Here is a 24,294-nt window from a genome sequence, read left to right on the forward strand (position 1 = left end):
CCGCTCACCCGCCCGCGGTCTTCAGCACACTGCACGCCCCGCAGGCCGCGCAGCCCGCCTTCTGGTCGGCACCGCTCATCCCGGCCGCGCGCAGCTTCGCCGCGACGCCCTCCGTGACGTACCTCAGCAGCTCCGCGTCCGGCGCTCCGATCCCGTCACGGGCGGCGAGCGTGCCGCGCATCGGGCGGAACGGTACGACGAAGGGATACACGCCCCGGTCGATCAGCCGTCCCGCGCCCGCGACCAGTTCGTCCGGGTCCTCGCCGAGGCCGACGAGCAGATAGGTGGAGACGCGGTTGGGCCCGAAGACCCGCACGGCCTCGTCCCACGCGGCCTCGTACTCGGCCATCGGCACGGTCGACTTGCCCGGCATCCAGCGCCGGCGCACCTCGTCGTCGAGGGACTCCACATGGATGCCGACCGCGGTCGCCCCGGCGTCGTGCAAGGCACGGATCCACCCCAGGTCGCCGGGCGGTTCGCACTGCACCTGGACAGGAAGGCCGGGCACCGCGTCCAGTACGGCCCGTACCGACCGTACGAGATTGCGCGCGCCGCGGTCGGGGCCCGCGGTGGTGCCGGTGGTCATGACCATCTGCCGGACACCGTCCAGCCGTACCGCCGCCTCGGCGACCTCGGCGAGCTGCGCCGGGGTCTTGGCGGCGACGGTCGCGCCGGAGCGCAGGGACTCCTCGATGGTGCAGAACCGGCAGCGGTCGGCCTCGCCGTAGCGGACACAGGTCTGTACGACGGTCGTGGCGAGCACGTCCGAGCCGTGCAGCCGGGCGATCTCCTCGTACCGCACGCCGTCGGCCGTCGTCAGGTCGTAGAACGCGGGGCGCCGTACGGGGGTCAGGGCGAGCCCGGTGTCGGTCAGCGCCCCGGACTCGTCGCCGAGCCAGATCCTGCCGTCACGGACCGTGTAGGGGCTGTCGGGGTTGCGGGGCAGCGCGGCATTGGCACCGTCGACAAGGACGTGGCCGTCGTCGCTGGGACCCGCGCCGTCCGGCCGCCGGACCTCGACGTCCTGGCGGATGCCCCGCAGGGCCAGCTCGGCGCGGGTCATGATGCGCACGTCCACCGCCGTGTCCGGCCCCGCCGTACCCGTCGCCGTCGTACCGGCCCCCGCCGCCGTACGTGCCCCCGTGCTCGTCCTCGTCGTATCGGTGCCAATACTCACGACGTACCTCTCAGAGCTGGTAGGTGGAGTTGATGATGGCGCCCTTGCGGGCGTAGTGGATGATCGCGTCCTGGACGTCGAGGGGGTGGGTGGGGATGACGCCCTCGATCAGGTCCTCCTCCCGGGCGCCGTGCAGGGAGAGGCCGAAGCGGCAGCAGTAGACCTTGCCGCCCTCGGCGATGAACGTCTTGAGCTGGTTGTTGATGTTGTGCTCGCCGGGGAAGGCGGAGTTGCCGGTGGTCGGGAAGCCGCGTGTGGCGAGGCAGTTGAGCGAACCGGGACCGTAGAAGTAGACGGCCGCCTCGAACCCCTTGCGCAGGGCACGGGTGGCCTGGAGCACGGCGACGAAGGACACCGAGGACTCGTGGGCGATGCCGTGGACGAGGGTGAAGTAGGTCTCGCCGTCCTCGGCCCGGTAGTCGGGGAAGACCTTGGTGGAGCCGTAGATGCTGGAGCCCTCGGGGAGCGAGGGGTGCGGGATCTCGTCGAGGGACTTCTGCTCGACGTCGGTGAGTTCCACGGCGGCGGTGTCGGACATGGTGTCTCCTTGGTGGGTCGGGCCTGATGAGAGGGCTTGGCGGGAGGGCTCGGGGGCAGGGGGTCTCGGTGTGGGCGGGGGCGGTCAGTCGTAGAGCGCCGCGAAGGTGTCCCGGAAGACGAGTCCGCCGAGTTCACCGCCGCCGGTCGCCTCGGCGAGCCGGGCGTACTCGCCCGTGAAGTCGCCCCACGGCTGGTCGCTGGCGAAGAGCACCCGGTCGTGGCCGATACCGCGGCGCTCGATCTCCCGGACCAGCCAGCGCGGTGTGAAACCGATGGCCCAGGAGAGGTCGGTGTAGACGCGTTTGCCGGACTCGATCCAGTCGAAGAACCGCGAGCCGGCGAGCTTGATGTGACCGCTCATCCCGCCGCCGAAGTGCACCAGATGCACGGGAACGCGGTCGGCGTACCAGTCCACGAGATGGCCGACCTCGTCGATGTCCGAGGCGGCGCCCGGGGAGGTGTGGACGTGTACGACCAGTCCGTGCTCCTCGGCCGTCCTGAAGATACGGTCCAGCCGCGGGCGGCAGGCCGGATCGGTGGGGCGCCCGCCGAGCAGGAAGCTCAGCTTGAGGGCCCGTACACCGTCCTCCCGCGCCAGGGTGAGGGCCTGTTCGGTGCGGTCGGTGTCCTCCGGGCGCGGGGAGACCCACAGCCCCGCGCGGACGCGGTCGTCGCTCTGGGCCGCCTCGATCGCCAGCTCGTTGAAGAGGAACGCCACGGCGGGGTCCGGTACGCCGTAATTGGGGATCACCAGGGCGCGTTCGGTGCCCTCGGCGTCGAGGTCGGCGAGGAACTGCTTGACGGTGGCGCGGGCGGTGGTGTCCGGACTGACGGGTGGACCGCCGTAGAAGGGGTACGCGGGCAGGACGCCGATGTGCCGGTGTGCGTCAAAGACCCGGCGGTGTGCTTGGTGCTGGAAGACCATTTCGAGTACTCCTTCGGCCTGGGGACTTGTCGGCCCGGGGCCCGTCGCGGCTGGCCGGGGCCGGGCCGGTCAGCCCACGGGAAGGGCGGCGGCGACGGAGTCCGGGGCCCCGGTGAGCGCGCCGCACACATCGGCGAGACGGCGGCTCGCGTCGATGTGGCCGGCGAGGAACTCGGCGTCGCGGCCGACGGCTTCGAAGCGTCCCGAGCCCCAGGAGTACTGCCAGGGCAGGCCCAGGAAGTACAGACCGGGGACGCTGGTGGCGCCGCGCCGGTGCATCGGATAGCCACGGCCGTCAAAGGCGGGTATCTCGATCCACCGGTGGTCGCGGGTGAAGCCGGTGGACCAGACGATGGAGGTGATGCCGGCCTCGGCGAGATCGAGTCCGGGCGTGTGCCCGGAGGGCTCCCACACCGGTACGTACCGTGCCTCCTCGGGTGCTTGGATGCCGCGGGCGGCGATATGGGCGTCGATGGCGTCCTTGATGGACTCGGCCACGGCGTCCGCCCGGTCCAGGTTGACCTTGAGATCGTCCGCGAACTCCACCGTCGTACCGCCCGGAGCCGTACCGCCCGGCGTGCCGTCGACGCCGGTCAGCCGCCCGTACAGGCGCATGCCGTCGCGGGCGAAGGCACGCAGGTCTATGTCGCGTCCCCCGTCACGCCCGGTGACGTAGTGGTTGACGCGCATCCGGACGGCGGAGGCGTCGTCGAAGGTGTCGATCCCCCGCGCGTAGTGCCCCATCTCGTCCAGCCAGGCCACACAGTCCCGGCCCCGGTAGAAGCGGGCGACCCGGGGCGCGCTGCCGACGGCCAGATGCACCTGCCGCCCCGCGAGATGCAGATCCTCGGCGATCTGGCAGCCGGACTGGCCGGAGCCGACGACGAGGACACCGCCCGCGGAGAGCTGAGCCGCGTTGCGGTAGCGGGAGGAGTGGATCTGCTCGATGTCCGCGGGCAGGCGCTCGGCCATCCGCGGGACGGCCGGGGTGTGATACGGACCGGTGGCCACCACTACCTGGTCGGCGGTGAACTCCCCTGCCGGGGTGGCCAGTTCGAAGCGACCGCTGCCGGGGGCCCGGCGCAGCCCGGTCACGGGTACGCCCTCGACCAGCGGCGGCCGGAAGAAGTCCACGTAGTCCTGGAGATACCGGACGATCTCGTCACGGACCATGAATCCGTCCGGGTCGTCGCCCTGGTACGGGAAGCCGGGCAGTCTGCACTGCCAGTTGGGGGTCACCAGACAGAAGGAGTCCCAGCGGCGCTCGCGCCACTCGTGACCGACCCGGTCGGCCTCGACCACGACATGGCCGATACCGCGCGTGCTCAGGTGGTAGCTGACCGAGAGGCCGGCCTGTCCGCCGCCGACCACGGCCACCGGGTAGTGGGTCCCGGCGAGCCGCGCCACCGGGCTCATCGTGTGCTCCGGTCCCGGGCGCTTCCACGGGCGTTGCCGCGTATGTTTCCGTCGGCGTCGAGGAGCGACTCGACGGTGACCCTGGCCGCCTCGGCCCCCTCGGCCGAGGCGTAGCCGGCGGCGGTCCGCTCGATCCGCGCGAGCTGCTCGGACGCTGCGGTGCAGTAGAAGCCGAACTTCTCCTTCACCCGCTCACCCGCGACACCGAGCGCGGTACGGCTGCGCTCCACGAAATCCGGGAGTTCGTATTCGCCGCCCGCCGTGAAATAGTCCTCCACTACTGTGGAGGGCGAATAGCAGCGCTGGGTCACGCCATCGGGCCAGCGCACATCGAAATAGATCTCAGGCATGAAATCCTCCATGCGAGGCGCGAGGTCATGGCACCTCGCCACTGCTTGTACCTACTACTTCAGTCAGCGGCGATTACCGAACCGAGTCATCCGGAATAAAGCGGAGTTACGTGCTCCTCACACCGGGTGAGCCCTTCGGATACTCGGGGTCGCCCCGGACATTTGGCCGCTGTCGCGCCCGGTCCGTGAGGAGCCGTCCCTTCCGGGCACACCTCGGGCTACGCTCCGGCACATGGGGGACACGAAGTGGCCGTCGGCGAGTCTCATGGCGGAGCTGAGTGAGGGGGACCGGGAGGCGCTCGTCCGGCTCGGGACCAGCAGGGTGTACGAGGCCGGGGAAGTGCTGATCGCCGAAGGGCAGCACGATTCCCATGCGGTGCTGCTGCTGGACGGCTGCGTGAAGGTCGTCGGGCTGCGGGACGACGGTGGCAGTGTGCTGCTGGCCGTCCGGACGCGCGGGGATCTCGTCGGCGAGTTCTCGGCGATCGACGGCCGGCCTCGCTCGGCGACCGTCATCGCCGCACGTACGACTCCGGTACGCACCATAGGCGCTGCGGACTTCCACGCGTTTCTACGGGAGCGTCCATGGGCCGCGGAGGCCGTGCAGCGCTCCATCACAAGGAAGCTCCGCTCCGCCACCCGCTACCGGATCGACACGAGCGGCGGCTCGGTGACCGCCCGGGTCGCCCGGACCCTCGACACGCTGGTCCGCACGTACGGGCGCGTCGAGAACGGCTCCGTACGCATCGATCTGCCGCTCAGCCAGGGCGACTTGGCGGCGCTCGCCGGGGTGTCGCAGGCGGGGGCGCAGCGGGCGCTGCGCCACCTGCGGGCGGCGGAGGTGGTGACGACGGAGTACCGGGGCACGGTGGTGCGGAACCTCGCCGCTTTGCGCCGGGCCGCCGAGGAGGGCGGCTCCGGCGGCTGACACACGGGACCGTGTGTCAGCCGCCGGAGCCGTTCCGGAAGAGGTGCGGTGCCAGCTCCTGCGGGGTGGGCAGCGGCGCCGACGCGGGGAGCGGCGGCATGGGTGGGGCGGTGCCCGCCGCGAGGCGTCCCGGGTCGAAGGACAGATACACCCAGGTGTCCGCGCTGAACTGCTTCTCCGGCATGTCCACCCGGTAGCGCTGGAATCGTTCTGGATCCAGGCCGCGGTATCCGTGCTCCAGGACGTCCTCGTACAGTTGGTCGGAGACGGCCAGAGCGAGTTCGCAGGCCGGGAGGCTGGACATCGCCTGTCGCAGCACCGGGGAGTCCAGCAGCCGGCAGGCCCGTACAACCGCCCGGCTGACGAAGCCGTTGGCCGACTCGTGCACGATGCCCTGGTGCAGCGCCGAACGGAGCCGGAGCCGGGCACCGTCGCCGAGATCACGGTTGACCTCGCGCAGAGCCACGCTGAGCTCCTGGACAAGACCGGGGACCGCCCGGCCCTCGTCGAGGCCGGGCGGGAGCAGCAGCAGTTCCCCGTCGCCCTGGGCCTGCCGCAGGCAGGCGTCACGGTCGATACCGGTCTCGGCGCACACACGTCGCATGAGTTCCAGCAGCCGCCGCTGGGTGTTCAGTTGGCGAAGGTGATCGTGGCGGGAGTACCCGACGAGGTCCACCGCCACGATCAGACGCCGTACGCCGGGGGGCACGGAGCGGTCCGGGGCTGTCACGCCTCCGCCTCCCCGGCCGGGCCGGGCGGGGCAGCCGCGTCCGCCGGCGCCACGTCCTCGGTCCCCACCGCGGCCGGTGCCCGCAGGCCCGGCGACACTTCCCGTGGGTCCGGTCGTCGTACGGTGCGGTCGACGGGTATCCCCGGGTCGGGGGCGCGGCCCACCTCGGCGCGCGCCCGGTGGGCGTTCTTGATCTCCGACGTCAGGTCCGCGGCTGTCACCACGCCGGACTCGCCGCCCCGCCGGGCCGCGGCGGCCGCGGCTCCCGTGATGACATTGACCAGATCGCCGCCGGCGAGCCCGGCGGATTCCTGGGCGAGCACGCTCAGGTCGAGGCCGGGCTCGACGGGCAGGGCCTCGGGCAGCAGCCGTTGCCACAGCCGGTGCAGTGTCTCGGGGTCCGGCAGCTCGAACCTCACATGGGCGAGGATCCGCCGCACGAACGCCGCGTCGTAGTTCCGCGGGAAGTTCGTGGTGAAGACGACCAGCCCGTCGAACCGGTCGAGCTGACGCAGCATCACCGCCCGGGAGACGTTGACCGCGTGGTCGGCGCTCTGCGACACCTGGCTGAGCCGGCTGCCCAGGATCGAGTCCGCCTCGTCGAACACGAGCACGGCGCCGTGCTCACTGGCCTCCTCGAAGCAGCGGACGATGTTCTTGGGCGTGTCACCCACGTACTTGGACTCGATCTGTGCGTAGTCGACGTTGATGACCGGCCGGCCGAGCCGGTGGGCCAGCGCCTCCGCGCACAGGGATTTTCCGGTACCGGAGGGCCCGTGGAGATTGAGCGCGGTGCCGCGGCGGTACGGGTCGATGGAGCGCAGGTTCCATGTGTCGTAGAGCAGGGCGTGGTGCGCCACGAGGTCCAGGGCCAGTTCGACGCGTTGCCGTACGGCGCCCGGCAGGATCACCTCGTCGAGGGAGCGCCGTGGCTTCTCGGGGACGAACTGCGGTGCCCTGTCCTCGTTCCCGCCCTCCTGCGCGACATCCCGGGAGCGAGACGCACCGGTGGCACCGCTTCCCTTCGTGAGCGGGTCATCGTGTCGCTCTCCGCTGTCCTTGCTGTCCGTCCTGGCGATGCGTTCCCAGCCACCGGGCACGGCGTCTCCTTTCCTTCTTCTCCACGTCAGGCAGGGGTCCAGGTCCTGACGGTCTCTCCCGTACCGGGCCGCAGGAGTTCGTTCCGTACGCCGGAGGGGATTCTGCGCCAGGGGACTCGCATGGTGATCCGTTCCGAGCCGCCGTCCCGGTAATCGCAGTCGAGCACCGCCTGCGCGAGGTGTCGCAGCTCGGCGTCCGACTCCTGGCGGAAGGTGCAGGAGACCTTGCCCACCTGGTCGCCGATGCGGTCCCGCAGCGTGCTGTCGTGTCCGTGCAGGGCCGGCCGTATGCGGTCCCGCGGTACTCCGAGCCGGCGGGACCAGGTCTCGGCCAGTCCGTCGGCGACCACGTCCCCCAGCGTCGGGCGCCGTCGATCCGTCAGGCGTCGCGCCACGAGCAGCGCGAGCACCGTGGCACCCGCGGCGAGGGCCACCCACATCCAGTTGGTCACTTCGGGCTTCCCTTCCGCCACGGCCGCCGCTTCGGCCGCCGAGCGAGGCGTGTGCTCCAGCGGGCCTGTTGTGTCGGTCTCGTGTGTCGCGCGCGGTGTGTGTGATGTGTCTGCCGCCACGGCTGTTCCGTCCGTCCCCCCACCGCGGTGTGCGGGCGGTCGCGGTTCCGGGGCCGTCATCCCTCCCCCACTTGCATCTCCATGACCTCCTCGTCACGGACCTTGGTGAGGTCGATGCTGATCGTGCTCTCGTTGTGCCGCATCCAACGCTCCAGCACGTCCGAGGGCACATCCTCAAGGGCGAGCGGCTGTACCACCTCGTGCGACGTCAACTGCGGGTTCTCGTCGGGGCTGAGCGAGGCGATGATCCAGGAGGTGGTCTTGACGAACCACTGGCCATTGGTACGGCGGGTGAACTCCACCAGTTGCCGCACGAGTCGGGTACGCAGCGCGGACCACGCCTCACGGATCGTCCTGCGCACCTCGATCACGGCCCCGTGAATGGACATGAACGCCCGCCGAGCGTGCTCGGCCAGCTCCGGGAGGTACTTGTCCACCCACGGCAGGAACATCGTCCTGGCCCAGCCGAGAATGCGGTCCCAGAAGGTGACCACGATGGCGGCTCCCACCCCTGCCGCGCCGATGGCCACCGCGATGAGGATAAGGATCGGAAGTGGCATCAGACCCTCCTCGGAAAGAGTTGGAACTGGACCTGTCCGGCGCCCTTCACGAGTTCCACGCGGATGTCGTCGGGGAGCCGCTCGTATCCGACGTCCTGACTGATCTCGGTTTCCCGCAGGTCGCCGGGGCTGTGCCCGTGCACCATGCGGACCGACCGCCGGGGCGTGTCGCGGTCGCCCTCATGGCCTCGGTACACGACCGTGATCCGAACCAGGAAGCGCGACAGTTTGTCGGCCACCCGCGGGTCCGGTGGAAGCAGTCCGTCGGTCAGCGCCGGATTGCCGCCCTCGTCGCACATGGCGATGACCGTGCGGTACACGTCCGCCTCGGGAAGGCCGAGTAATTCCGACGTCTTGCGGGCCACCAGGCCGTAGACCGCCTGGGTCTCGGCCAGTTCGGCGTCCCTCATGCCCTTCAGGGCGTGCTCGGTCAGGCTCGACAGTTTGCGCAGGAGCGTCAGCGCCAGTTCGCGCAGGACCGGATTGGGCCAACGGTCGACAGGTCCACGCTCCATCAGACGCACGACCTCGGCGAGGGTGTCGTGGACGTCGTCGAGAGATGGTGTGGAATCGGTCTTGTTCACGCCGTGCCTCCCATGACGCGGTACGACGGAACGCCTCCGATGAGCAAGAACAGGGGCCGTCGCACAGCGCAGAGTTTCGGACAATTGGCTTGATCAGGGCCGAAGTTACCCCCGCAGCCAGGCAGACGAAACGTCAGATGAGGTAAAGTAGTACATCTTATTTGTAGTTGTATGTGACTGCGTCAGACGGTGTACGTACGGGAACGACGTACACGAACCAGGCCGCCGACGCCCTCGCCTCCCACAACGGCCACAGTGAACACGCGAACGCCCGCCGATGAGCGACTTCACACACTCCTCCCGAATGTCCGGTGCCGGCGCTACCCTGGCGCCTCGGGGCGGCGACGGGGGACTACGGGTACGGGGGGATCGTGGGTCTTGCACGCACGGCTGTTCGGGCCGTCGAGGTGACGTACACGGGCCGGCAGGCACAGAAACTGATCGTGGCCAATCAGCCGGAGCGAGCCATCCGCCTGGTGGAGTCGAAGGCCGGCCTCGTCGTGGGGGACTACCGCTCGCGAGCGCGTCTGCGGGCGAAGCTGGACGGATATCTGTCCGGAGTCGCGGACTCGGTCTCCATGCAATACGTCCTCCTGTTGGTCGCCACACTGGGCGCCGACCGCCACCACGCCGAGGCGCTGCGCGTCCTGGAGGTGTATTTCGGGTTCGGCGAAGGCGCCGGCGATCTGGTGGCCCGCGTGAGGGAGCGGCTCGAACGGATGCCCGACGTCCACCGGGTTGCGACGCTGGTGGCCCTGGTGCCCTTCCTCGCCACCGTCCAGCGGCAGTCCGAGGGCACCGCACTGCTCGCCGCCGACCTGGGAGTCGGGCCCGCGCCGGAGGCGGCGGAGGTGCGGGACAAGGTGGCGCGCCGCCTGGCCGGTTTCCCGCGCCGCTTCGCCCTGGGCTATGTCCAGATGGTCGCCCTGAGCGTGGGCGAACTCGGAGCTCCGCCGGGGACGGAAGTCGCTTTGCTGGAGGACCGGTTCGGTCTCCAGGAGGACGACTACGCCTCCCCCGAGCACCTCGGCGTGAAACTGACACCCTGGCTCAGGGCCGTTCCCGGCGGGGCCGCCTGCCTGACCTTCGCCGTCCTCGCCCAGGCCAAGGCCGACACCGATCCCGGGAAGGCACTGGCCCTCCTTGAGTGGTGCGTCGGCATCACCCCCGACGCCTATCGCGACCACGGCCGACTCGCCGGTGCCTGGCGTGACTTCTGCGACCGGAACCACCCGGAGGTCGGCCCCACGTTCTGGCGCGCCTGGAGCGGCATCCTCGTCGCCGACGGGCGCCATGACGAGGCACTGGCACTCGCCGCCGCCGACAACGACGTCGAGCCTGAGGTCCTGGCCTCTCCCGAACGCTTCGGGCCGACGCTCGAACGGCGTCTCCAGCACACCCGGACGGACACCCGCGCTGCCTATGTCTTCTCCCTGGTGAGCGACCTCGCGGACATCGGGGAACGGGACACCGCTCACCACATCACCGACTGGTACCTGCGCGGTTACGCCAACCTGTGGCGGGTACCGGCCGACGGCGACCCGGGCGTCGTGCACATCATTCCGCTCCTCGGCCGCTGGCTGGCCGAACTCCCCCACCGCGAACCCGAGTTCGTCTGGCAGGCCTCCGAACAGGCCGTCCTCTACCTCCGCCGCAGCCTTCTCCTCGGCGATTCGCAGATGCCCGACCGCCGCGAGTTCATCACGTACGTGGACACCCTGCGCCGCCAGATCCTCCAGACGGCCGACCGCTGGGGTGACGGCCGTACGCCCGACCCGGAACGTGTGCTTCAGGCGCAGCTCTGGGACGCCGAACTCGGCCAGCGCATCCTCTTCGAGGAGTTCCTGCTGACCCGCGTGGAGTCGCTCGCTCCCGCGGAGGTGCCCGAGGACCGGTGGCCGCTCCGCCAGGAGGAGCCGGCGTACTGGGACAGCCACCTGCCCGACCCCGACACCTGCCACGACGAAGACGTGATCCGGCTGCTGGGCGGCCCGCCCGGAGTCCCCGAGGACGACGCGGCGGAGGCACGGAGAGGCGAGAACGGCCCGCCCGCCGAGGAACCCCCGGCGGAACGCGCGCAATGGCTGCGCGACGCCGAGCACCTCGTCCGCCAGGGCGTGACCCGGGAACTGCTCGTCGACATGCTCGGCGACACCGGCCTGCTGGTCCGGGTCGGCTTCCGCGCCGACAACGCCCTGGTGTGGGCCGCGCTGCGCCGTGGAGACGGACCGGAACTCACGGTGGCGGCGGCTGACTCGGGCCGCCCCGGTGACCTGTGGCGCCTCCGCTGGGCGGCGTTCCGTCACGACCTGGGACTGCTGCTCGCCACCGGCAGCCAGCGGCAGGCGGCCGGAACGCCCGGCACCCCGCTCGCCGCCGACCCGGCCGGCGCGGTCATGGATCCGGCGGAGTCGCTCGTCGACGTACTCCTGCCCGTACTCGCCTCGCTCACCGCCGCTCTCGACCGCGCGCGGGACACGGACCGTACGCCGGAGCAGTGGCTGGCGGAAACCGCACCCGACGTCACCGGACTGGACTCCTCGCACTCGGGGACGGCGAGCCGGGAGCGGCTCGGGAACCGGCTGGCCGGTCTGCTGCGGGCTTCGCTGGACCCGGAGTGGTGGCCCGGCCCGATGGGTGAGCAACTGGCCGCGACCACCGAGGTCGTGACGCGCCATCAGGCGGCCGTGCGCGACCGCGCCACCCGTCCGGACGGCCGCAACGCGCTCCACGAGATCGACGACGTCACTCGCGCCCACCTCGCCGAGGTCGCCCGGATCTGGCCGCTCGACCGGCTTCAGGAACACCTCGACACCCTGCCCGACCAGTCCCACGACCTGGTCTTCCAGATGGAGGACACCCTCCAGTCCGTCCCGGTCGCCCATCTCCCGCTGCCCGACCGGACCCCGCTCTACGCGAGGGTGCGGTCGGTACGCGTGTCGCTGTCGGTGCTCATGACGCTCATGCAGCAGCGGGTGGAACGGCGGTTCGCCACGGACACCCGGCGGATCCTCGTCGTCTCCCACTTCAACCCGGTCATGGACCCGGACAACGCCGAGTACGCCCGGTGGCTCCACCACGGCCAGCGCCGGCTGGCCCACGCCTCGGGCGAAGGCATGGTCTGCCTGAACGCCGCCGAGGAGCCGCCCGGTGTCGCGGGCGCCCTGCGCGCGGCCCTGGACGAGTACGGGTCCTTCCAGACCGTGACCGTGTGCGGGCACGGGAGCGCGGCCGAGGCGGGGGTGCGGCTGGGCGACGGCATGTGGGCCGGCGGCGGGTGCGACTGGGGACCGGTGAACCTGCTGCTGCTCCCGAGCTGCTCGGTCGGCCGCCTCGAACAGACGCTGGACTACGACGTCGAGGGGCTGTGCGTCCGGCTGGCCCTGCACCGGGCGCGCTCGGTCCTCGCCTGCCGCTGGCCGGTGATCACACCGCAGGCCATCGCGTTCGCCAACGAGGTGGTCGCCTGCTATCTGGACCTGCGCCGGCAGGCCGACGAGGGCGCGCCGGGCGCCGTCAACCTCCGGGCCCGCGCGGTCAACGCGGCACGCCACCGTTTCCTGCGGGGCGGCGACACCCGGCTGCCCGGCGAGATCGTCCAGCTCAACACGGTGGCGGCGTACGAGTTGTACGGGCTCGGCTGACAAGGAAAGGACAGGGGGACATGTCACCGACGAACGGACGCGGCGCCACCTCCGGATTCACTCTTCTCTCCTACGACCGTCACGGCGTCCTGCGCGACGACGACGGCCGGCTCGCGGCCGTGGAGCACCGCCTGCGTCACCAGGACCCGCCCGTGACCGACGTCTTCGTCTTCAGCCACGGCTGGCTGAACGACCAGCCGAGGGCCGTCGCCGCCTACCGGCAGTGGGTGGCCGCGATGACCGACCAGTACCTGGCCCGCAAGGCTGACTTCGACACGCGCCGCCCCGGATTCCGCCCGCTGCTGATCGGGCTGCACTGGCCGAGCGCGCCCTGGGAGGACCCGTACGGCGTGACCTCGGTCCGGCACCAGGCCGCGCACTACGCGCAGGTGATCGGTGACCCCGCCGCCGAGGACGACCTCGTCCAGTTGCTCGAGGACGCCGGCCGGGACCCGGATGCCACCGTGCTCTCCGACGCCGACGAGGAGCGGCTGCACCGCCTCGACGACCTGGCCGGCCTGCGCAAGGCGGACGTCGGGGCAGCGCCCGGCCACGACCGGGCGGACTTCGGAGCACGAGAGATCCTCACCGACTTTCGGCGGGTCCGCCCGTACCTCTACGGCGCGCTGGGCCACGACGGGCGCAACGGCGGTGTCCTGCGGAGCCTGCTGTCACCGCTGTGGGTGACCAGCTTCTGGGCGATGAAGGGCCGTGCCGTGACGGTGGGAAGCACCGGCGTCCACCAACTGATCAGGACCCTCCGGACGGCGGGCGCCGAACAGGGCGTCCGTATCCACTTGATCGGCCACAGCTTCGGCAGCATCGTGTTGTGCGCGGCGCTGAAAGGCCCGGAGGGCGGCTCCTCCGCGGGGCCGGTGCACTCGCTCACCCTCCTCCAGGGAGCCCTCTCCCTGTGGTCCTTCGCCCGCCCGATCCCCGACACCCACCGCGCGGGCTACTTCTGCGACCTCGTCGACAAGAAGCTGGTCACCGGTCCGCTGGTCACCACCCAGTCGGAGCACGACACCGCTCTGGCATGGTTCTTCAGGATGGCGGCGACCGCCGCCCGGCGTTCCGACCTGGGCCCCGAGCGGCTTCCCCGCTACGGAGCCGTCGGCAGCTACGGGCTCGGCGGCGTGGACGCCCAGGCCGCCACGGCCGACAGCGGACAGATCCGCTACGCCTTCGAGTCCGGCGTCCGCTACAACGTCGAGTGCAGCCGGGTGATCGTGAAGAGGGGGCTGTCCCTCCAGGGCGCCCACTCCGACCTGGTCCATGCCGAGCTGGCCGGCCTGGTGTGGGAGGCGGCGCTACCCGCCCCAGGAAGCCGCCGCTGGAACGACTGATCCCGACCGGTCCCCGACGGGTCCCCCGCAGGTGCCCAGAACGCGGTCCAGGACTGCCTACCCTGGAACAGGGCCCCGGCCCTCCCTCTCCACCGCCCGCCGTGCCTCGGCCACCACTTCGGGATCAGTGACGAAGTGGGTGTCCTGCTCGGCCGACGCGCCCCCGGTGCCGAGCGGCACCCAGCGGCCTCCCCGCGGGGTCGGCGCCCTGGTCTTGGCGGAGAGGTGGACGGCGGAGGCTCCGGCCGAGGTCAGGGCCGGGATGTCGGCGGGGCGAACCCCGCCGCCGGCCATCACCTGCACCCCGGGGGCGGCGGCGGCCATCGCGGCGATCGTCTCCCGCCCCTCGGCCGCGGTGGGGGCACCGCCCGAGGTGAGGACCCGGGTGAGGCCGAGCGAGGGCAGCAGTGCGGCGGTGGCCACCGGGTCGGCGGACTGGTCGATGGCACGGTGCAGTGTGATGTCCACCGGGCGGCCCGAGGCGCGGGCCGCTTCGACGAGCCGGGCCACCGCCACGGTGTCCAGGGCGCCGTCGGCGGTCAGCGCGCCGATCACCACGCCACGGGCGCCGGAGGCGACGACGGACCGCACCTCGGCGGCCATCAGCGCGATCTCCTCCGCGTCATGGACGAAGCCGCCGGGCCGGCACCTGACCAGCACGTGCACCGGCAGCCCCTCCCGGGCGACCGCCTCCACCAGGGCCGCCGACGGGGTCAGGCCGCCCAGCTCCAGGGCGGCACAGAGCTCGACCCGGTCGGCACCGTTCTCCCGGGCAACGCGAGCGCCGGCCGGTGAGGTGACGGCGATCTCCAGGGCGGGTCGTACGGTCACTCGTCGTCCCCGCTGAGCGGCTGGTCGGAGGCGGGGATGAGGCGTGCCGACAGGTCCGGGTCGGTCATCTCGCGGTCGAAGGGGAACATCGGGCGGCGGATGCGGTGGTGGCCCAGGCGCACCAGATCCTGGTCCACACCGCCGGGGGTGAGCGCCATTTTCCAGCCGACCGACATGTCGAAGAGCTCGGGCTCCAGGTAGCCGATCTTCACGATCACGATGTCGGCGCCGCGCGGGTCGAGGTCCAGGTCGGTGAAGTCGTGCTCGTGGTGGTAGGGCTTGCGGAGCCTGGTGAGGATCACGTACACGCTGCCGACACGGATGACGACCTCGGTCTCGGCGTCGCGGTCGCCGTGCCGGACGGCGTGCACCACACCGGTCAGGGTGACCGGGCCCGCGTGCCGGTCGTCCACCTCGGCACCGGCGGTGACCGTGACGGTGGCGCCGACGCCGGCGTCAACGGCGGTCTCGACGGCGGCCGGTCCTGGCACCGAGGCGTAGATGACGGTCGGGCCGTCGTCCTTCCGGAACTCCGGGCGGGCCAGCAGCCGGGTCAGGCCCCAGGTCACGTCACCGGCGCCGCCGGCGGTCGGATTGTCCCCGGTGTCGCTGATGAAGTACGGGCGCAGGTCACCGGCCAGGGCCTCGTCCAGAATGCCGTCGAAGGTGCCGGTGGGGGCGACGAAGCCGAAGTCGTCGCGGGCCTTCCAGAAGCCCTGGGCCAGGCGTTCGGCACCGGCCGACACGGCGGCCCGGTCGGTGCCGGTCACCACCACCGCGGCGCGGTTGCGCGGTTCGTCGGCCCAGGCGTAGCCGACCCATATCGCGGCGTCGGTCACACCGTCCACGGCCTCGGTCTCGGCGACGGCCGCGTACACGCTCCTGGCCGGCTCGATCCGGGTGGAGGTCTGCTCGCCGGCCAGCAGCACCGGCACCGGCACCCAGGCCTTGACCGGGCGGGGCGCGCCGGAGACCAGCAGGTCCACCAGGTTGCGGACGGCCCGCTCCTTGGTCTCCATGTGGTCCTCGTGCGGGGCCATCCGGTAGCAGGTGATCAGGTCGCTGCCGTGGACGAGTTCGCGGGAGACGTTGCCGTGCAGGTCCATCGAGGTGGAGATGATCACGTCGGGGCCCACGGTGGCGCGGATACGTTCCAGGAGCACCGCCTCGGCGTCGTCGACGCCCTCCACGGTCATGGCGCCGTGGATGTCGTACCAGAGGCCGTCCGGCCGGGGCAGCGCGGCGAGCCGCTCGATCAGCTCGTCGGTCAGCTCGGCCCAGGCGTCGGCGGTGACGGTGCCGCCCGGCAGCGACTTGCCGACCAGGGCGCCGTACCAGTCGGCCGCCTCGCGCAGTTCCTCGCCGGGGGCCAGGAAGGGGTAGCGGTCCAGCACGTCGGCGCCGCGCGAGGGATGGAAGGCGGGGGCCCGGGTGCGGGCGGGAGAGAAGGTGGACGACTCGATGCCGAGTCCGGCGATGGCGATGACCGGGCGGGCTGCGGCGGTGCGGGATTGCGGCATGGCTCCTCGTAGCTCGTAGGGAGTGGGGCTTCGGGCGTCGGGGCGTCAGGCGTGGCGGGGCGCGGGGGCGCGGAACCGGTCGGTGGCCGGTTCCGCGCCGCCGGCCCCGCGCAGGGCATGGGCCATGGCGCGTTGCAGGGCGAACTGTCCGGCGCCGACCAGTCCCGCGTCGGCGCCCAGGCTGGCCCGCTCGATGGCGAGGTGTTCGGTGACCAGCGGGTGGCAGCTCTCGTAGAGCTGGCTGCGCACAGCGGCGACGAACGGCTCCAGGGTGGAGAGGATGCCGCCGAGGTAGACGGCGTCCGGGTTGAAGAAGTTGACGTTGGCCGCGAGCACTTGGCCGAGGTAGTCGCCGGCCCTGCGAACCGCGCGCGTGGCCTCCGGGTCGGCGTCGACGGCCAGCCGCACCACGTCCTCCGGGCTGCTGACGTCGACCCCGCGCTCACGCAGGATGCGGACCAGGGCGGCGCCGGACGCCACGGTTTCCAGGCAGCCGGTGTTGCCGCAGGAGCAGGGGATGTCGCCGCCGCCGCCGATCCGGATATGGGTGATGTCGCCGGCCGCGCCGGTGGCGCCCCGGTAGAGATGTCCGTCGACCATGACGCCGGCGCCGATCGCGGAGCCGATCTTCACCATGATCGTCTTCCGGTGCTCGGCGGGCCGTACGGTGTGCTCGCCGACCGCCATGCAGTTGGCGTCGTTGTCCACGGCGGCCGGGACGCCGAAGCGTTCCTCCAGCCAGGCGGTGACGGGGAACCGGTTCCAGCCCGGCATCCGGGACGGCATGACAGCGGAGCCCGACACGATGTCCACCGGTCCGGGCAGCGAGAGCCCGACCCCGCGCAGTTGGTCCCGTCCGCGCTGCTCGGCCAGCGCCTCCAGGGTCTCGGCGAGCCGCGGCAGGGCCGCCTCGGGACCGTCGGCGATCAGGAAGGGGACGGTCGAGACATCGGTCAGGCCGCCGCCGGGCAGCACTACACCGATCCTGGCGTGCCGGCCGCCGAGGTCGGCGGCGACGGCGAACTCGTCGTTGCTTCCCAGTCTCAGCGCTTTACGGGGGCGCCCGCCGGTGGAGGACTGGGTGCCCTCCTCGGCGATCAGCCCGCGCTCCACCAGTTGGGCCACGCTGAGGGAGATGGTGGAGGCGGAGACGCCGAGCAGGCCGGCGAGTTCGGCGCGCGACGAGGCCTGGCCCGATGCGACGAGTTCCAGGACCCGCGCGGCGAGAGCCGAGGTGCCTTTCGCGGCCTTGCCGTCCCAAGCACTTATTCCAGTCATGTAAGAAGTAACTTCCGCAACGGTATGTATGGCGACGACAGTATGCCCGCACTTCATGCGGGGGAAGAGTCCGGTGAAGAAAGTGAACCGTCCACGAAATCCCTCAAATCAATCTAAATGCACCCACAAAAGAAGGCCGATCGAGGCGGGGAGACTTTCTTCGAACCCGCAGTAACTTACTTGTTACTAATTCTTGCTTTGTTTCTCAGGTGTGTCCGGCGTTAGCTGTCGTGAACGCAGTGCCGGTCCTGCGGCACCCGCCCCGGTCTCTGGAACGCATGCGGGCCCTTTCACCCTGAGGAGAATCATGTTCCCTGGTCACACGGCGAACAGCCGCCGCTGGGCCCTCGTCGCGGGCGCCGCTGCCACCGCGTGCGCTCTGCTGACCGGCTGTTCCGGCGGCGGTACCTCGTCGTCCGGCTCCGGCTCGTCGGACACCATCAACTACGCGCTGCCGGCGAACTTCACGCCGAATTGGATACTCCCGGTCGGCACTGCCGCGCACCTGAACACCAACAACTCCTCCATATCCCAGTCCCTTTGGGAGCCGCTGATCGCCTATGACGGCTCCACCGGCACGGTCGGCTGGAACAAGAAGAACTCGCTGGCCACCGCCGCCGAATTCGCCGAGGACAGCAGGAGCGTCACCATCACGCTCGGCAACCGGCACTGGAGCGACGGCAAGCAGATCACTTCCCGGGACATGGAGTTCTGGTTCAACCTCGTCAAGGCCAACAAGGACGAATGGGCCAGCTACAGCCCGGGCAAGGCGCCGGACAACTGGACCTCGCTGAAGGTCGTCGACCCGACGCACTTCACGATCACCTTCGACCAGGCGTACAACCAGCAGTGGATGCTCGCCAACCAGCTCAGCATGATCCGCGTGATGCCTCAGCACGTCTGGGACAAGACCAGCGACTCGGGCACCGTGTCGGACCTCGACCGCACCCCCGCGGGCGCCAAGAAGGTCTGGACGTACCTGAACGACTCCGCCAAGAAGATTTCCGGCTACGCGACCGACCCGCTCTGGAAGACGGTCAGCGGCCCGTACACCATCAAGTCGTTCTCCACGGCCGGCAAGGTCGTACTGACCGCCAACACCAAGTACGACGGCGGCGGCAAGGCCAACATCAAGAACGTGAACCTGCTGCCGTTCACCACCACGGACGCCGAGGAGAACGCGCTCCGGGCGGGCACGGTCGACTACGGCTACATCAACGCCACCAACCTCAGCCAGAAGTCGTCGTTCGCCGCCAAGGGCTACACGGTGAAGCCGTGGTCCGGCTGGGCCATCACGTACATGCCCTACAACTTCAACAACCCCACCATGGGCCCGGTCTTCAAGCAGCTCTACGCCCGCCAGGCGATCCAGATGTCGGTGGATCAGACCACGCTCTCCAAGGTCGTCTTCAACGGCACCGCGGTCCCGACCTACGGTCCGATCCCGCAGGGCCAGAGCTCGTCCTTCGTCTCGCCGGAGCAGCAGAACAACCCGTACCCCTTCTCCACCGCCAAGGCGAAGCAGCTTCTGAGCGACCACGGCTGGACCGAGCAGGACGGCACCATGGTGTGCACCGCGCCGGGCACCGGCGACAACCAGTGCGGCGCCGGCGTGGACAAGGGCACGAAGTTCCAGATGCAGGTGCTCTCGCAGTCCGGTTCGACCGTGACCGACAACATGATGAGTGCCCTGCAGTCGTCGTTCGCCAAGAGCGGCATCGGCTTCACCATCAAGACCGCCCCGGTCAACTCGGTCCTCGCGCAGTCCGGCCAGTGCGAGCCCGACGACGCGGGCTGCAAGTGGCAGTTGTCGTTCTTCGGCACCGCCGGTAGCTGGTACTTCCCCGCCTACCCGAGCGGTGACGCGCTCTTCGCCACCGGCGGCGGCTCCAACTTCGGCAACTACTCCAACCCCGCGGTGGACAAGCTGATCGACGAGACCACCACCTCCTCCTCCGACGAGGCGGTGCAGAAGTACAGCGCGGCCCTGGCCGAGGACCTCCCGGTCATCTGGCTGCCTGAGCCGGACTACCAGGTCTCCGTGGTCAAGAACGGCCTGGGCGGCTTCGCCCAGGACTCGCTCGCCAACTTCCACCCGGCCATGTGGAAGTGGACCACCAAGTGAGCGCGGCCCGCGACCGCGCGCAGCACTGAGCCGAAGCGACCGGAAAGCACATGACCACTTCCACGTACCTGTTCCGACGGGCCCTCCAGGCCGTCGCGGTGATCGTCATCGTGACGATCGTGGTCTTCTGTCTGCTGCACGCCCTGCCCGGGGGTCCCGCTCGCGGGATCCTCGGCCCGCAGGCCACAGCGCAGCAGATCGCGTCCTTCAACCACGAGCAGGGACTCGACAGGCCACTGCCCGTGCAGTACCTCTACTACCTCGACCGACTGCTGCACGGCGACCTGGGAACCTCGTACACCCTCAATGAGCCGGTCTCCCAGCTCATCACCGAGCGGTTGCCCAAGACCCTGGTGCTCACCGCCCTGTCGGCGGTCGTCGGCCTCCTGTTGGCTGTCCCGCTGGGCATGTGGCAGGCCGTCCGGCGCAACAGGCCGGTCGACTACGTCATCACCACGCTGAGCTTCATCGCCTACTCCACACCCGTGTACTTCCTCGGGCTGGTCCTGGTGCTGGTGTTCAGCCAGGTGCTGCCGTGGTTCCCGTCGCAGGCCCCGCAGGGGGACACGCTCGCCCAGGTGTTCGCCGATCCGCAGGCGCTGGTGCTGCCGGTCGTCGCCGGTGCCGCCTCGATGATCGCGGTGTTCAGCCGCTACATGCGGGCGGCAACCCTGGAGAACCTGTCCGAGGACTACGTCAGGACGGCGCGGGCCGGCGGCTCCCGCTCCCGCGCCATCCTGTGGCGGCATGTGTTCCGCAACTCGCTGACGCCGGTGATCGCCATGCTCGGCTACTACGTGCCGGTGCTGTTCGGCGGCGCACTGGTGGTCGAACAGCTCTTCAACTACCCCGGTATGGGCCTGCTCTTCTGGACCGCCGCGCAGTCCTCCGACTACCCGGTGCTGCTGGGCTGTGTGCTGGTCATCGCGATCGCCACCGTGGCCGGCACGCTGCTCGCCGACATCGTCCAGCGGCTCATCGACCCCCGAGTGAAGGCAGGCCGGGCATGAGCGCCCTCATCCAGCCGGACCGGATGCCCGGCAAGGCCACCGCCGCCACCGCGGCGTCCGGCTCCCGGCTCGCCGTCCGGCGCTTCCTGCGCAACCGGCTCGCCGTGGTCGGGCTCGGCGTCGTGGTCTTCTTCTTCCTGTTCTGCTTCGTCGGGCCGCTGGTGTACTCCACCGACCAGACCCACACGATGCTCGAACAGGTCAACCTCGCCCCCAGCGGCTCGCACTGGCTCGGCACCGACGCGGTCGGCCACGACGAGCTGGGCCGGCTGATGTACGGCGGCAAGGTGTCGCTGATCGTCGGCCTCGCCGCGGGCATCCTGGCCACCGTGATCGGCACCCTGTGGGGCGCCGCCGCCGGCTACGCGGGCGGCTGGATCGACGCGGTCATGATGCGGATCGTGGACGCGGGGATCGCCATCCCGGCGCTCTTCATCCTTCTGGTGGTCTCCGCCATCACCACCCCGGGCCCGACCGGACTGATCGTCATCCTGGGCGTCGTCTCCTGGCTGATGCCGTCCCGGCTGATCAGGGCCGAGACGCTCACCCTGAAGAACCGCGACTACGTCCTGACCCTGCGGGCCATCGGCGGAACGCACGCCCGGGCGATCACCCGGCACATCCTGCCGAACTCGGTCTCGACCATCATCGTCGCGGCCACCTTCCAGATCGCCGACGCCATCCTGCTCGTCGCGTACGTCTCCTACCTGGGCCTGGGCGTCCAGCCGCCGGCCACCGACTGGGGCGGCATGCTCTCGGCCGGTCTCACCGCCGCCTACTCCGGCTACTGGTGGCTCATCCTGCCGCCGGGCCTGGCCATCATCCTGGTGGTGTGGGCGTTCAACGCGATCGGGGACGGACTCCGCGACGCATTCGACGTGAGGGGACGCGGATGACCGCCGCCCAGGGCTCCGCCGCCCCGCAGGCCGGGCCCATTCTCGAACTCGACGACCTCGGGGTCGTCTTCACCACCGAGACCGGCGACGTGCCGGCCGTCCGGGGTGTCTCCCTGCACGTCCGCCCCGGCGAGACGCTCGCCCTGGTCGGCGAGTCGGGTTCCGGCAAGTCCACGATCGCGCTGGCCGCGATGGGCCTGCTGGACGGCAACGCCCGTGCCACCGGCAGTGCCACCATCGCCGGCCATCAGATGGTCGGTGCCCGTGAGGCCGACCTGGCCGCGCTGCGCGGCCGGACCGTCACCATGGTGTTCCAGGAGCCGGCCACCGCGCTGGACCCGCTGACCCGGATCGGCAAGCAGATCGCCGAGGTGATCCGCAATCACCGCGAGGTGTCCGCCAAGGACGCCGCCGCCGAGGCCGTCGGACTCCTCCGCAGGGTCGGCATCCCCGAGCCGGAGAAGCGGGCCGGCGCCTATCCCTTCCAGCTCTCCGGCGGACAGCGCCAGCGCGTGGTCATCGCCATGGCCATCGCGAACGACCCCACCCTGCTGATCGCCGACGAGCCGACCACCGCGCTGGACGTCACGGTGCAGGCCGAGATCCTCGACCTGCTGCGCCGCCTCGCCGTCGAGACCGGCACCGGCGTCCTGCTGGTCACCCACAACATGGGCGTGGTCGCGGACTTCGCCGACCGGGTCGCCGTGATGTACGACGGCGAGATCGTGGAGACCGGCCCGGTCGAGGACGTGCTGCTCCGCCCGTCCCACGACTACACCAGGCGGCTGCTGGCCGCGGTGCCCCGGCTGTCGGTCGCCGAGGCGGGCCCGCCGGTACCGTCGCCCGCCGCCACCCGCCCGGACACCGAGCCGGTCGTCGAACTCCGCGATGTCTCGGTGGTGTTCGGCCGCGGCAAGGGTGCCGTACGGGCTCTGGACCAGGTGTCGCTCACCGTCCACGCCGGGGAAACCCTGGGCCTGGTGGGCGAGTCGGGCTCCGGCAAGTCCACCGCCTCCCGGGTCGCGCTCGGTCTGATCCGGCCGGACTCCGGCACCGCCTCGCTGTTCGGCGCCGACCTGGCGCGCACCCGCTCCCGGGCCCGGCGGGCGCTGCGGGCCGGTATCGGCGTGGTGCTCCAGGACCCGGTGGCCTCGCTGGATGCCCGTATGACGGTCGGCGAGTGCATCGCCGAGCCGCTCAGGGTGCACGGCCGCGGGCTCTCCGCCAAGGACCGCCAGGCCAAGGTCGCCGCCGTCCTCGAACGGGTCCGGCTGTCGCGTGATCTCGCCCGGCGTGCCCCCCGCGAGCTGTCCGGCGGTCAGCGCCAACGGGTCAGCCTGGCCCGCGCCCTGGTCCTGGAGCCCCGGCTGCTGGTCGCCGACGAGCCCACCAGCGCGCTCGACGTGAGCGTGCAGGAGGCGGTGCTCGAAGTGATCTCCGAACTCCAGGACGAGCTGGGCTTCGCCTGTCTCTTCGTCTCCCACGACCTCGCCGTCGTACAGCACTTCGCCCAGCGCGTCGTGGTGATGCGGGCCGGCAGGATCGAGGAACAGGGCGCCACCGGCGCGACCCTGCTGCACCCGGAGACCGACTACACCCGCCGGTTGCTGGCCGCCGTGCCGGTACCCGACCCGGTGATCCAACGCGGCCGCAGAGCCGAACGCCTGGCCACCCTCGCGGCCGACCGGACGGAGGCCCAGGGGTGAGTTCCCACGACCGTACGCTCTTCGCCGGGGTGGACATCGGCGGCACCACCACCCAAGTGGTGCTCTGCGGCGAGGACTTGACCGTGCTGGACCGCGCCGAGGTGGCGACCCCGGCGGCCGACGGCGGCCAGGCCATGATCGACGCGGCCATGGACGCGCTGGCCCCGCTGCTGAAGCGCACCCCCGGCCGCCTCGCCGGCAGCGGGGTCGGCGCGGCCGGCGTGGTGGACTCCGTCACCGGCCGCATCCTGGTGGCCAGCGACTCCTTCACCGGCTGGGCCGGCTTCGCGGTGACGGACGCCGTCGAGAAGGCCCTGGGCGTCCCGGCCTTCCTGGACAACGACGTCAACGCCTTCCTGTACGGGGAGGTGTCCGGCGGCGCCGTACGCGGCGAGCCGGACGTCCTCGGGATGACACTGGGCACCGGGGTCGGCGGCGCGCTGTGGACCGGCGGCGCCCTGTTCACCGGGCCGCACGGCGCGGCCGGCGAGATCGGGCACATCCCCGGCTTCGGCGATCTGCCCTGCTCGTGCGGCGGCCGGGGCCATCTGGAGACCCTGGCCTCCGGCCGCTCCATCGGCGCTCGTTACGCGGACCGCACCGGCCGTCGGCTGACCGCCCGCGAGGTCGCCGAGGCCGCCGGCCACGGTGACCAGGACGCCCTCGCGGTGTACCGGGCCGCCGGAGCCGGGATCGCCCGGGCGATAGTCATGACGGCGGGCGTCGTGGACATCACCACGGTGGTCGTCGGCGGCGGGGTCAGTCGTGCCTGGCCCCTGCTGGAACCCCTCATCATGGCATCGCTGGCCGCCGACCCGCCGGTCAGCGGCCACCCGGTGCGACTGGTCAGGGCAGCCCTGGCCACCGATGCGGTACCGGTCGGCGCCGCGGCCCGGGCCCGGCGGGAGCTGGCGGCGAACGCCGGGATCTGAGGAAGCCGCCCCGCCTCTGCCCGCCCCTCCACCGCTTCGGGGCGATGCCCGCGGCGTTCCCGCGGACGTTCGCCGCGAGGACGACGACCGCGAAGACCGGGCCGAGGCGGACGGTGTCCGGTGC

General features: G+C 71.0%; 21 protein-coding genes. 8 read left to right on the plus strand and 13 right to left on the minus strand.

What is annotated here, in order from left to right:
- Positions 1 to 4 precede the first annotated feature (4 nt).
- The 5 genes from KQY30_RS03470 to KQY30_RS03490 form a co-directional block, all read right to left on the minus strand.
- On the minus strand, positions 5 to 1,177 hold the full coding sequence (locus tag KQY30_RS03470) for an MSMEG_0568 family radical SAM protein (protein WP_254406924.1): 1,173 nt from the start codon (positions 1,175 to 1,177) through the stop codon (positions 5 to 7).
- A gap of 10 nt (positions 1,178 to 1,187) precedes the next feature.
- Entirely contained in the window at positions 1,188 to 1,715 is a 528-nt protein-coding gene (locus KQY30_RS03475) for an MSMEG_0572/Sll0783 family nitrogen starvation response protein (RefSeq protein WP_217305498.1), read from the minus strand.
- A gap of 84 nt (positions 1,716 to 1,799) precedes the next feature.
- A complete protein-coding gene (locus KQY30_RS03480) occupies positions 1,800 to 2,642 on the minus strand; it encodes an amidohydrolase family protein (RefSeq protein WP_217305499.1) in 843 nt (280 codons plus the stop codon).
- 69 nt (positions 2,643 to 2,711) lie between these two features.
- Entirely contained in the window at positions 2,712 to 4,058 is a 1,347-nt protein-coding gene (locus KQY30_RS03485) for an MSMEG_0569 family flavin-dependent oxidoreductase (RefSeq protein WP_217305500.1), read from the minus strand.
- Positions 4,055 to 4,408 (minus strand): MSMEG_0570 family nitrogen starvation response protein, encoded by a 354-nt coding sequence (locus KQY30_RS03490; RefSeq protein ID WP_217305501.1) that lies wholly within the window; start codon positions 4,406 to 4,408, stop codon positions 4,055 to 4,057. Before KQY30_RS03490 ends, KQY30_RS03485 begins: the two co-directional genes overlap by 4 nt.
- A gap of 232 nt (positions 4,409 to 4,640) precedes the next feature.
- On the opposite strand from KQY30_RS03490, the gene KQY30_RS03495 reads away from it, so the two are divergent.
- Positions 4,641 to 5,336 (plus strand): Crp/Fnr family transcriptional regulator, encoded by a 696-nt coding sequence (locus KQY30_RS03495; RefSeq protein WP_217305502.1) that lies wholly within the window; start codon positions 4,641 to 4,643, stop codon positions 5,334 to 5,336.
- A 16-nt stretch (positions 5,337 to 5,352) separates the two neighbouring features.
- Here KQY30_RS03495 and KQY30_RS03500 read toward each other — a convergent pair whose 3' ends face one another.
- The 5 genes from KQY30_RS03500 to KQY30_RS03515 all read right to left on the minus strand — a co-directional run bounded on the left by KQY30_RS03500 (position 5,353) and on the right by KQY30_RS03515 (position 8,882).
- Positions 5,353 to 6,066, minus strand: a complete 714-nt coding sequence (locus KQY30_RS03500) for a hypothetical protein (RefSeq protein ID WP_217305503.1) — start codon at positions 6,064 to 6,066, stop codon at positions 5,353 to 5,355.
- The gene (locus KQY30_RS36170; protein ID WP_254406925.1) at positions 6,063 to 7,166 is read right to left on the minus strand and encodes an ATP-binding protein; all 1,104 of its coding nucleotides are present in this window, start codon (positions 7,164 to 7,166) and stop codon (positions 6,063 to 6,065) included. Before KQY30_RS36170 ends, KQY30_RS03500 begins: the two co-directional genes overlap by 4 nt.
- A gap of 26 nt (positions 7,167 to 7,192) precedes the next feature.
- Positions 7,193 to 7,618, minus strand: a complete 426-nt coding sequence (locus KQY30_RS36175) for a hypothetical protein (protein WP_254406926.1) — start codon at positions 7,616 to 7,618, stop codon at positions 7,193 to 7,195.
- Positions 7,619 to 7,794: 176 nt separating this feature from the next.
- The gene (locus KQY30_RS03510) at positions 7,795 to 8,298 is read right to left on the minus strand and encodes a hypothetical protein (RefSeq protein WP_217305505.1); all 504 of its coding nucleotides are present in this window, start codon (positions 8,296 to 8,298) and stop codon (positions 7,795 to 7,797) included.
- A complete protein-coding gene (locus KQY30_RS03515; RefSeq protein WP_217305506.1) occupies positions 8,298 to 8,882 on the minus strand; it encodes a hypothetical protein in 585 nt (194 codons plus the stop codon). The genes KQY30_RS03510 and KQY30_RS03515 overlap by 1 nt, the downstream gene beginning before the upstream one ends.
- 371 nt (positions 8,883 to 9,253) lie before the next feature.
- Here KQY30_RS03515 and KQY30_RS03520 point away from each other — a divergent pair, with 371 nt between their 5' ends.
- Both KQY30_RS03520 and KQY30_RS03525 read left to right on the plus strand, forming a co-directional pair.
- Complete coding sequence (locus tag KQY30_RS03520) at positions 9,254 to 12,526, plus strand: hypothetical protein (protein ID WP_217305507.1); 3,273 nt, start codon at positions 9,254 to 9,256, stop codon at positions 12,524 to 12,526.
- 20 nt (positions 12,527 to 12,546) lie between these two features.
- Positions 12,547 to 13,872 (plus strand): hypothetical protein, encoded by a 1,326-nt coding sequence (locus KQY30_RS03525; RefSeq protein WP_217305508.1) that lies wholly within the window; start codon positions 12,547 to 12,549, stop codon positions 13,870 to 13,872.
- A gap of 57 nt (positions 13,873 to 13,929) precedes the next feature.
- Here the strand turns inward: KQY30_RS03525 and KQY30_RS03530 are convergent, their stop codons facing one another.
- The 3 genes from KQY30_RS03530 to KQY30_RS03540 are packed head-to-tail and all read right to left on the minus strand — an operon-like array spanning position 13,930 to position 17,501.
- Positions 13,930 to 14,703 (minus strand): copper homeostasis protein CutC, encoded by a 774-nt coding sequence (locus tag KQY30_RS03530; protein WP_217305509.1) that lies wholly within the window; start codon positions 14,701 to 14,703, stop codon positions 13,930 to 13,932.
- Positions 14,700 to 16,223 carry a M81 family metallopeptidase gene (locus KQY30_RS03535; RefSeq protein ID WP_217305510.1) on the minus strand — a complete coding sequence of 508 codons (1,524 nt, stop codon included), beginning with the start codon at positions 16,221 to 16,223 and terminating at the stop codon, positions 14,700 to 14,702. The genes KQY30_RS03530 and KQY30_RS03535 overlap by 4 nt, the downstream gene beginning before the upstream one ends.
- A 45-nt stretch (positions 16,224 to 16,268) precedes the next feature.
- The gene (locus KQY30_RS03540; RefSeq protein ID WP_217305511.1) at positions 16,269 to 17,501 is read right to left on the minus strand and encodes an ROK family protein; all 1,233 of its coding nucleotides are present in this window, start codon (positions 17,499 to 17,501) and stop codon (positions 16,269 to 16,271) included.
- A 307-nt stretch (positions 17,502 to 17,808) separates the two neighbouring features.
- Here KQY30_RS03540 and KQY30_RS03545 point away from each other — a divergent pair, with 307 nt between their 5' ends.
- From KQY30_RS03545 to KQY30_RS03565, 5 genes are read left to right on the plus strand one after another with little or no spacing between them, the layout of a single operon-like run.
- A complete protein-coding gene (locus KQY30_RS03545; protein WP_217305512.1) occupies positions 17,809 to 19,626 on the plus strand; it encodes a peptide ABC transporter substrate-binding protein in 1,818 nt (605 codons plus the stop codon).
- Positions 19,627 to 19,676: 50 nt separating this feature from the next.
- Positions 19,677 to 20,636, plus strand: coding sequence for an ABC transporter permease (locus KQY30_RS03550; protein WP_217305513.1), 960 nt, complete (start codon positions 19,677 to 19,679; stop codon positions 20,634 to 20,636).
- Positions 20,633 to 21,532: an ABC transporter permease gene (locus KQY30_RS03555; RefSeq protein ID WP_217305514.1), complete on the plus strand. Its 900-nt coding sequence runs from the start codon at positions 20,633 to 20,635 to the stop codon at positions 21,530 to 21,532. The genes KQY30_RS03550 and KQY30_RS03555 overlap by 4 nt, the downstream gene beginning before the upstream one ends.
- The gene (locus tag KQY30_RS03560) at positions 21,529 to 23,238 is read left to right on the plus strand and encodes an ABC transporter ATP-binding protein (RefSeq protein ID WP_217305515.1); all 1,710 of its coding nucleotides are present in this window, start codon (positions 21,529 to 21,531) and stop codon (positions 23,236 to 23,238) included. Before KQY30_RS03555 ends, KQY30_RS03560 begins: the two co-directional genes overlap by 4 nt.
- Complete coding sequence (locus tag KQY30_RS03565; protein ID WP_217305516.1) at positions 23,235 to 24,170, plus strand: ROK family protein; 936 nt, start codon at positions 23,235 to 23,237, stop codon at positions 24,168 to 24,170. Before KQY30_RS03560 ends, KQY30_RS03565 begins: the two co-directional genes overlap by 4 nt.
- Positions 24,171 to 24,294: the final 124 nt, after the last annotated feature.

Source organism: Streptomyces sp. GMY02 (assembly GCF_019056675.1).
GTDB classification, from domain to species: domain Bacteria; phylum Actinomycetota; class Actinomycetes; order Streptomycetales; family Streptomycetaceae; genus Streptomyces; species Streptomyces odonnellii.

Excerpts from the sequence above, each read along its gene's own strand:
- KQY30_RS03475 (WP_217305498.1), bottom strand. The coding sequence starts at position 1,715 with ATGTCCGACACCGCCGCCGTGGAACTCACCGACGTCGAGCAGAAGTCC.
- KQY30_RS03480 (WP_217305499.1), bottom strand. The coding sequence starts at position 2,642 with ATGGTCTTCCAGCACCAAGCACACCGCCGGGTCTTTGACGCACACCGG.
- KQY30_RS03485 (WP_217305500.1), bottom strand. The coding sequence starts at position 4,058 with ATGAGCCCGGTGGCGCGGCTCGCCGGGACCCACTACCCGGTGGCCGTG.
- KQY30_RS03490 (WP_217305501.1), bottom strand. The coding sequence starts at position 4,408 with ATGCCTGAGATCTATTTCGATGTGCGCTGGCCCGATGGCGTGACCCAG.
- KQY30_RS03495 (WP_217305502.1), top strand. The coding sequence starts at position 4,641 with ATGGGGGACACGAAGTGGCCGTCGGCGAGTCTCATGGCGGAGCTGAGT.
- KQY30_RS03510 (WP_217305505.1), bottom strand. The coding sequence starts at position 8,298 with ATGCCACTTCCGATCCTTATCCTCATCGCGGTGGCCATCGGCGCGGCA.
- KQY30_RS03525 (WP_217305508.1), top strand. The coding sequence starts at position 12,547 with ATGTCACCGACGAACGGACGCGGCGCCACCTCCGGATTCACTCTTCTC.
- KQY30_RS03535 (WP_217305510.1), bottom strand. The coding sequence starts at position 16,223 with ATGCCGCAATCCCGCACCGCCGCAGCCCGCCCGGTCATCGCCATCGCC.
- KQY30_RS03540 (WP_217305511.1), bottom strand. The coding sequence starts at position 17,501 with ATGACTGGAATAAGTGCTTGGGACGGCAAGGCCGCGAAAGGCACCTCG.
- KQY30_RS03545 (WP_217305512.1), top strand. The coding sequence starts at position 17,809 with ATGTTCCCTGGTCACACGGCGAACAGCCGCCGCTGGGCCCTCGTCGCG.
- KQY30_RS03550 (WP_217305513.1), top strand. The coding sequence starts at position 19,677 with ATGACCACTTCCACGTACCTGTTCCGACGGGCCCTCCAGGCCGTCGCG.
- KQY30_RS03555 (WP_217305514.1), top strand. The coding sequence starts at position 20,633 with ATGAGCGCCCTCATCCAGCCGGACCGGATGCCCGGCAAGGCCACCGCC.
- KQY30_RS03560 (WP_217305515.1), top strand. The coding sequence starts at position 21,529 with ATGACCGCCGCCCAGGGCTCCGCCGCCCCGCAGGCCGGGCCCATTCTC.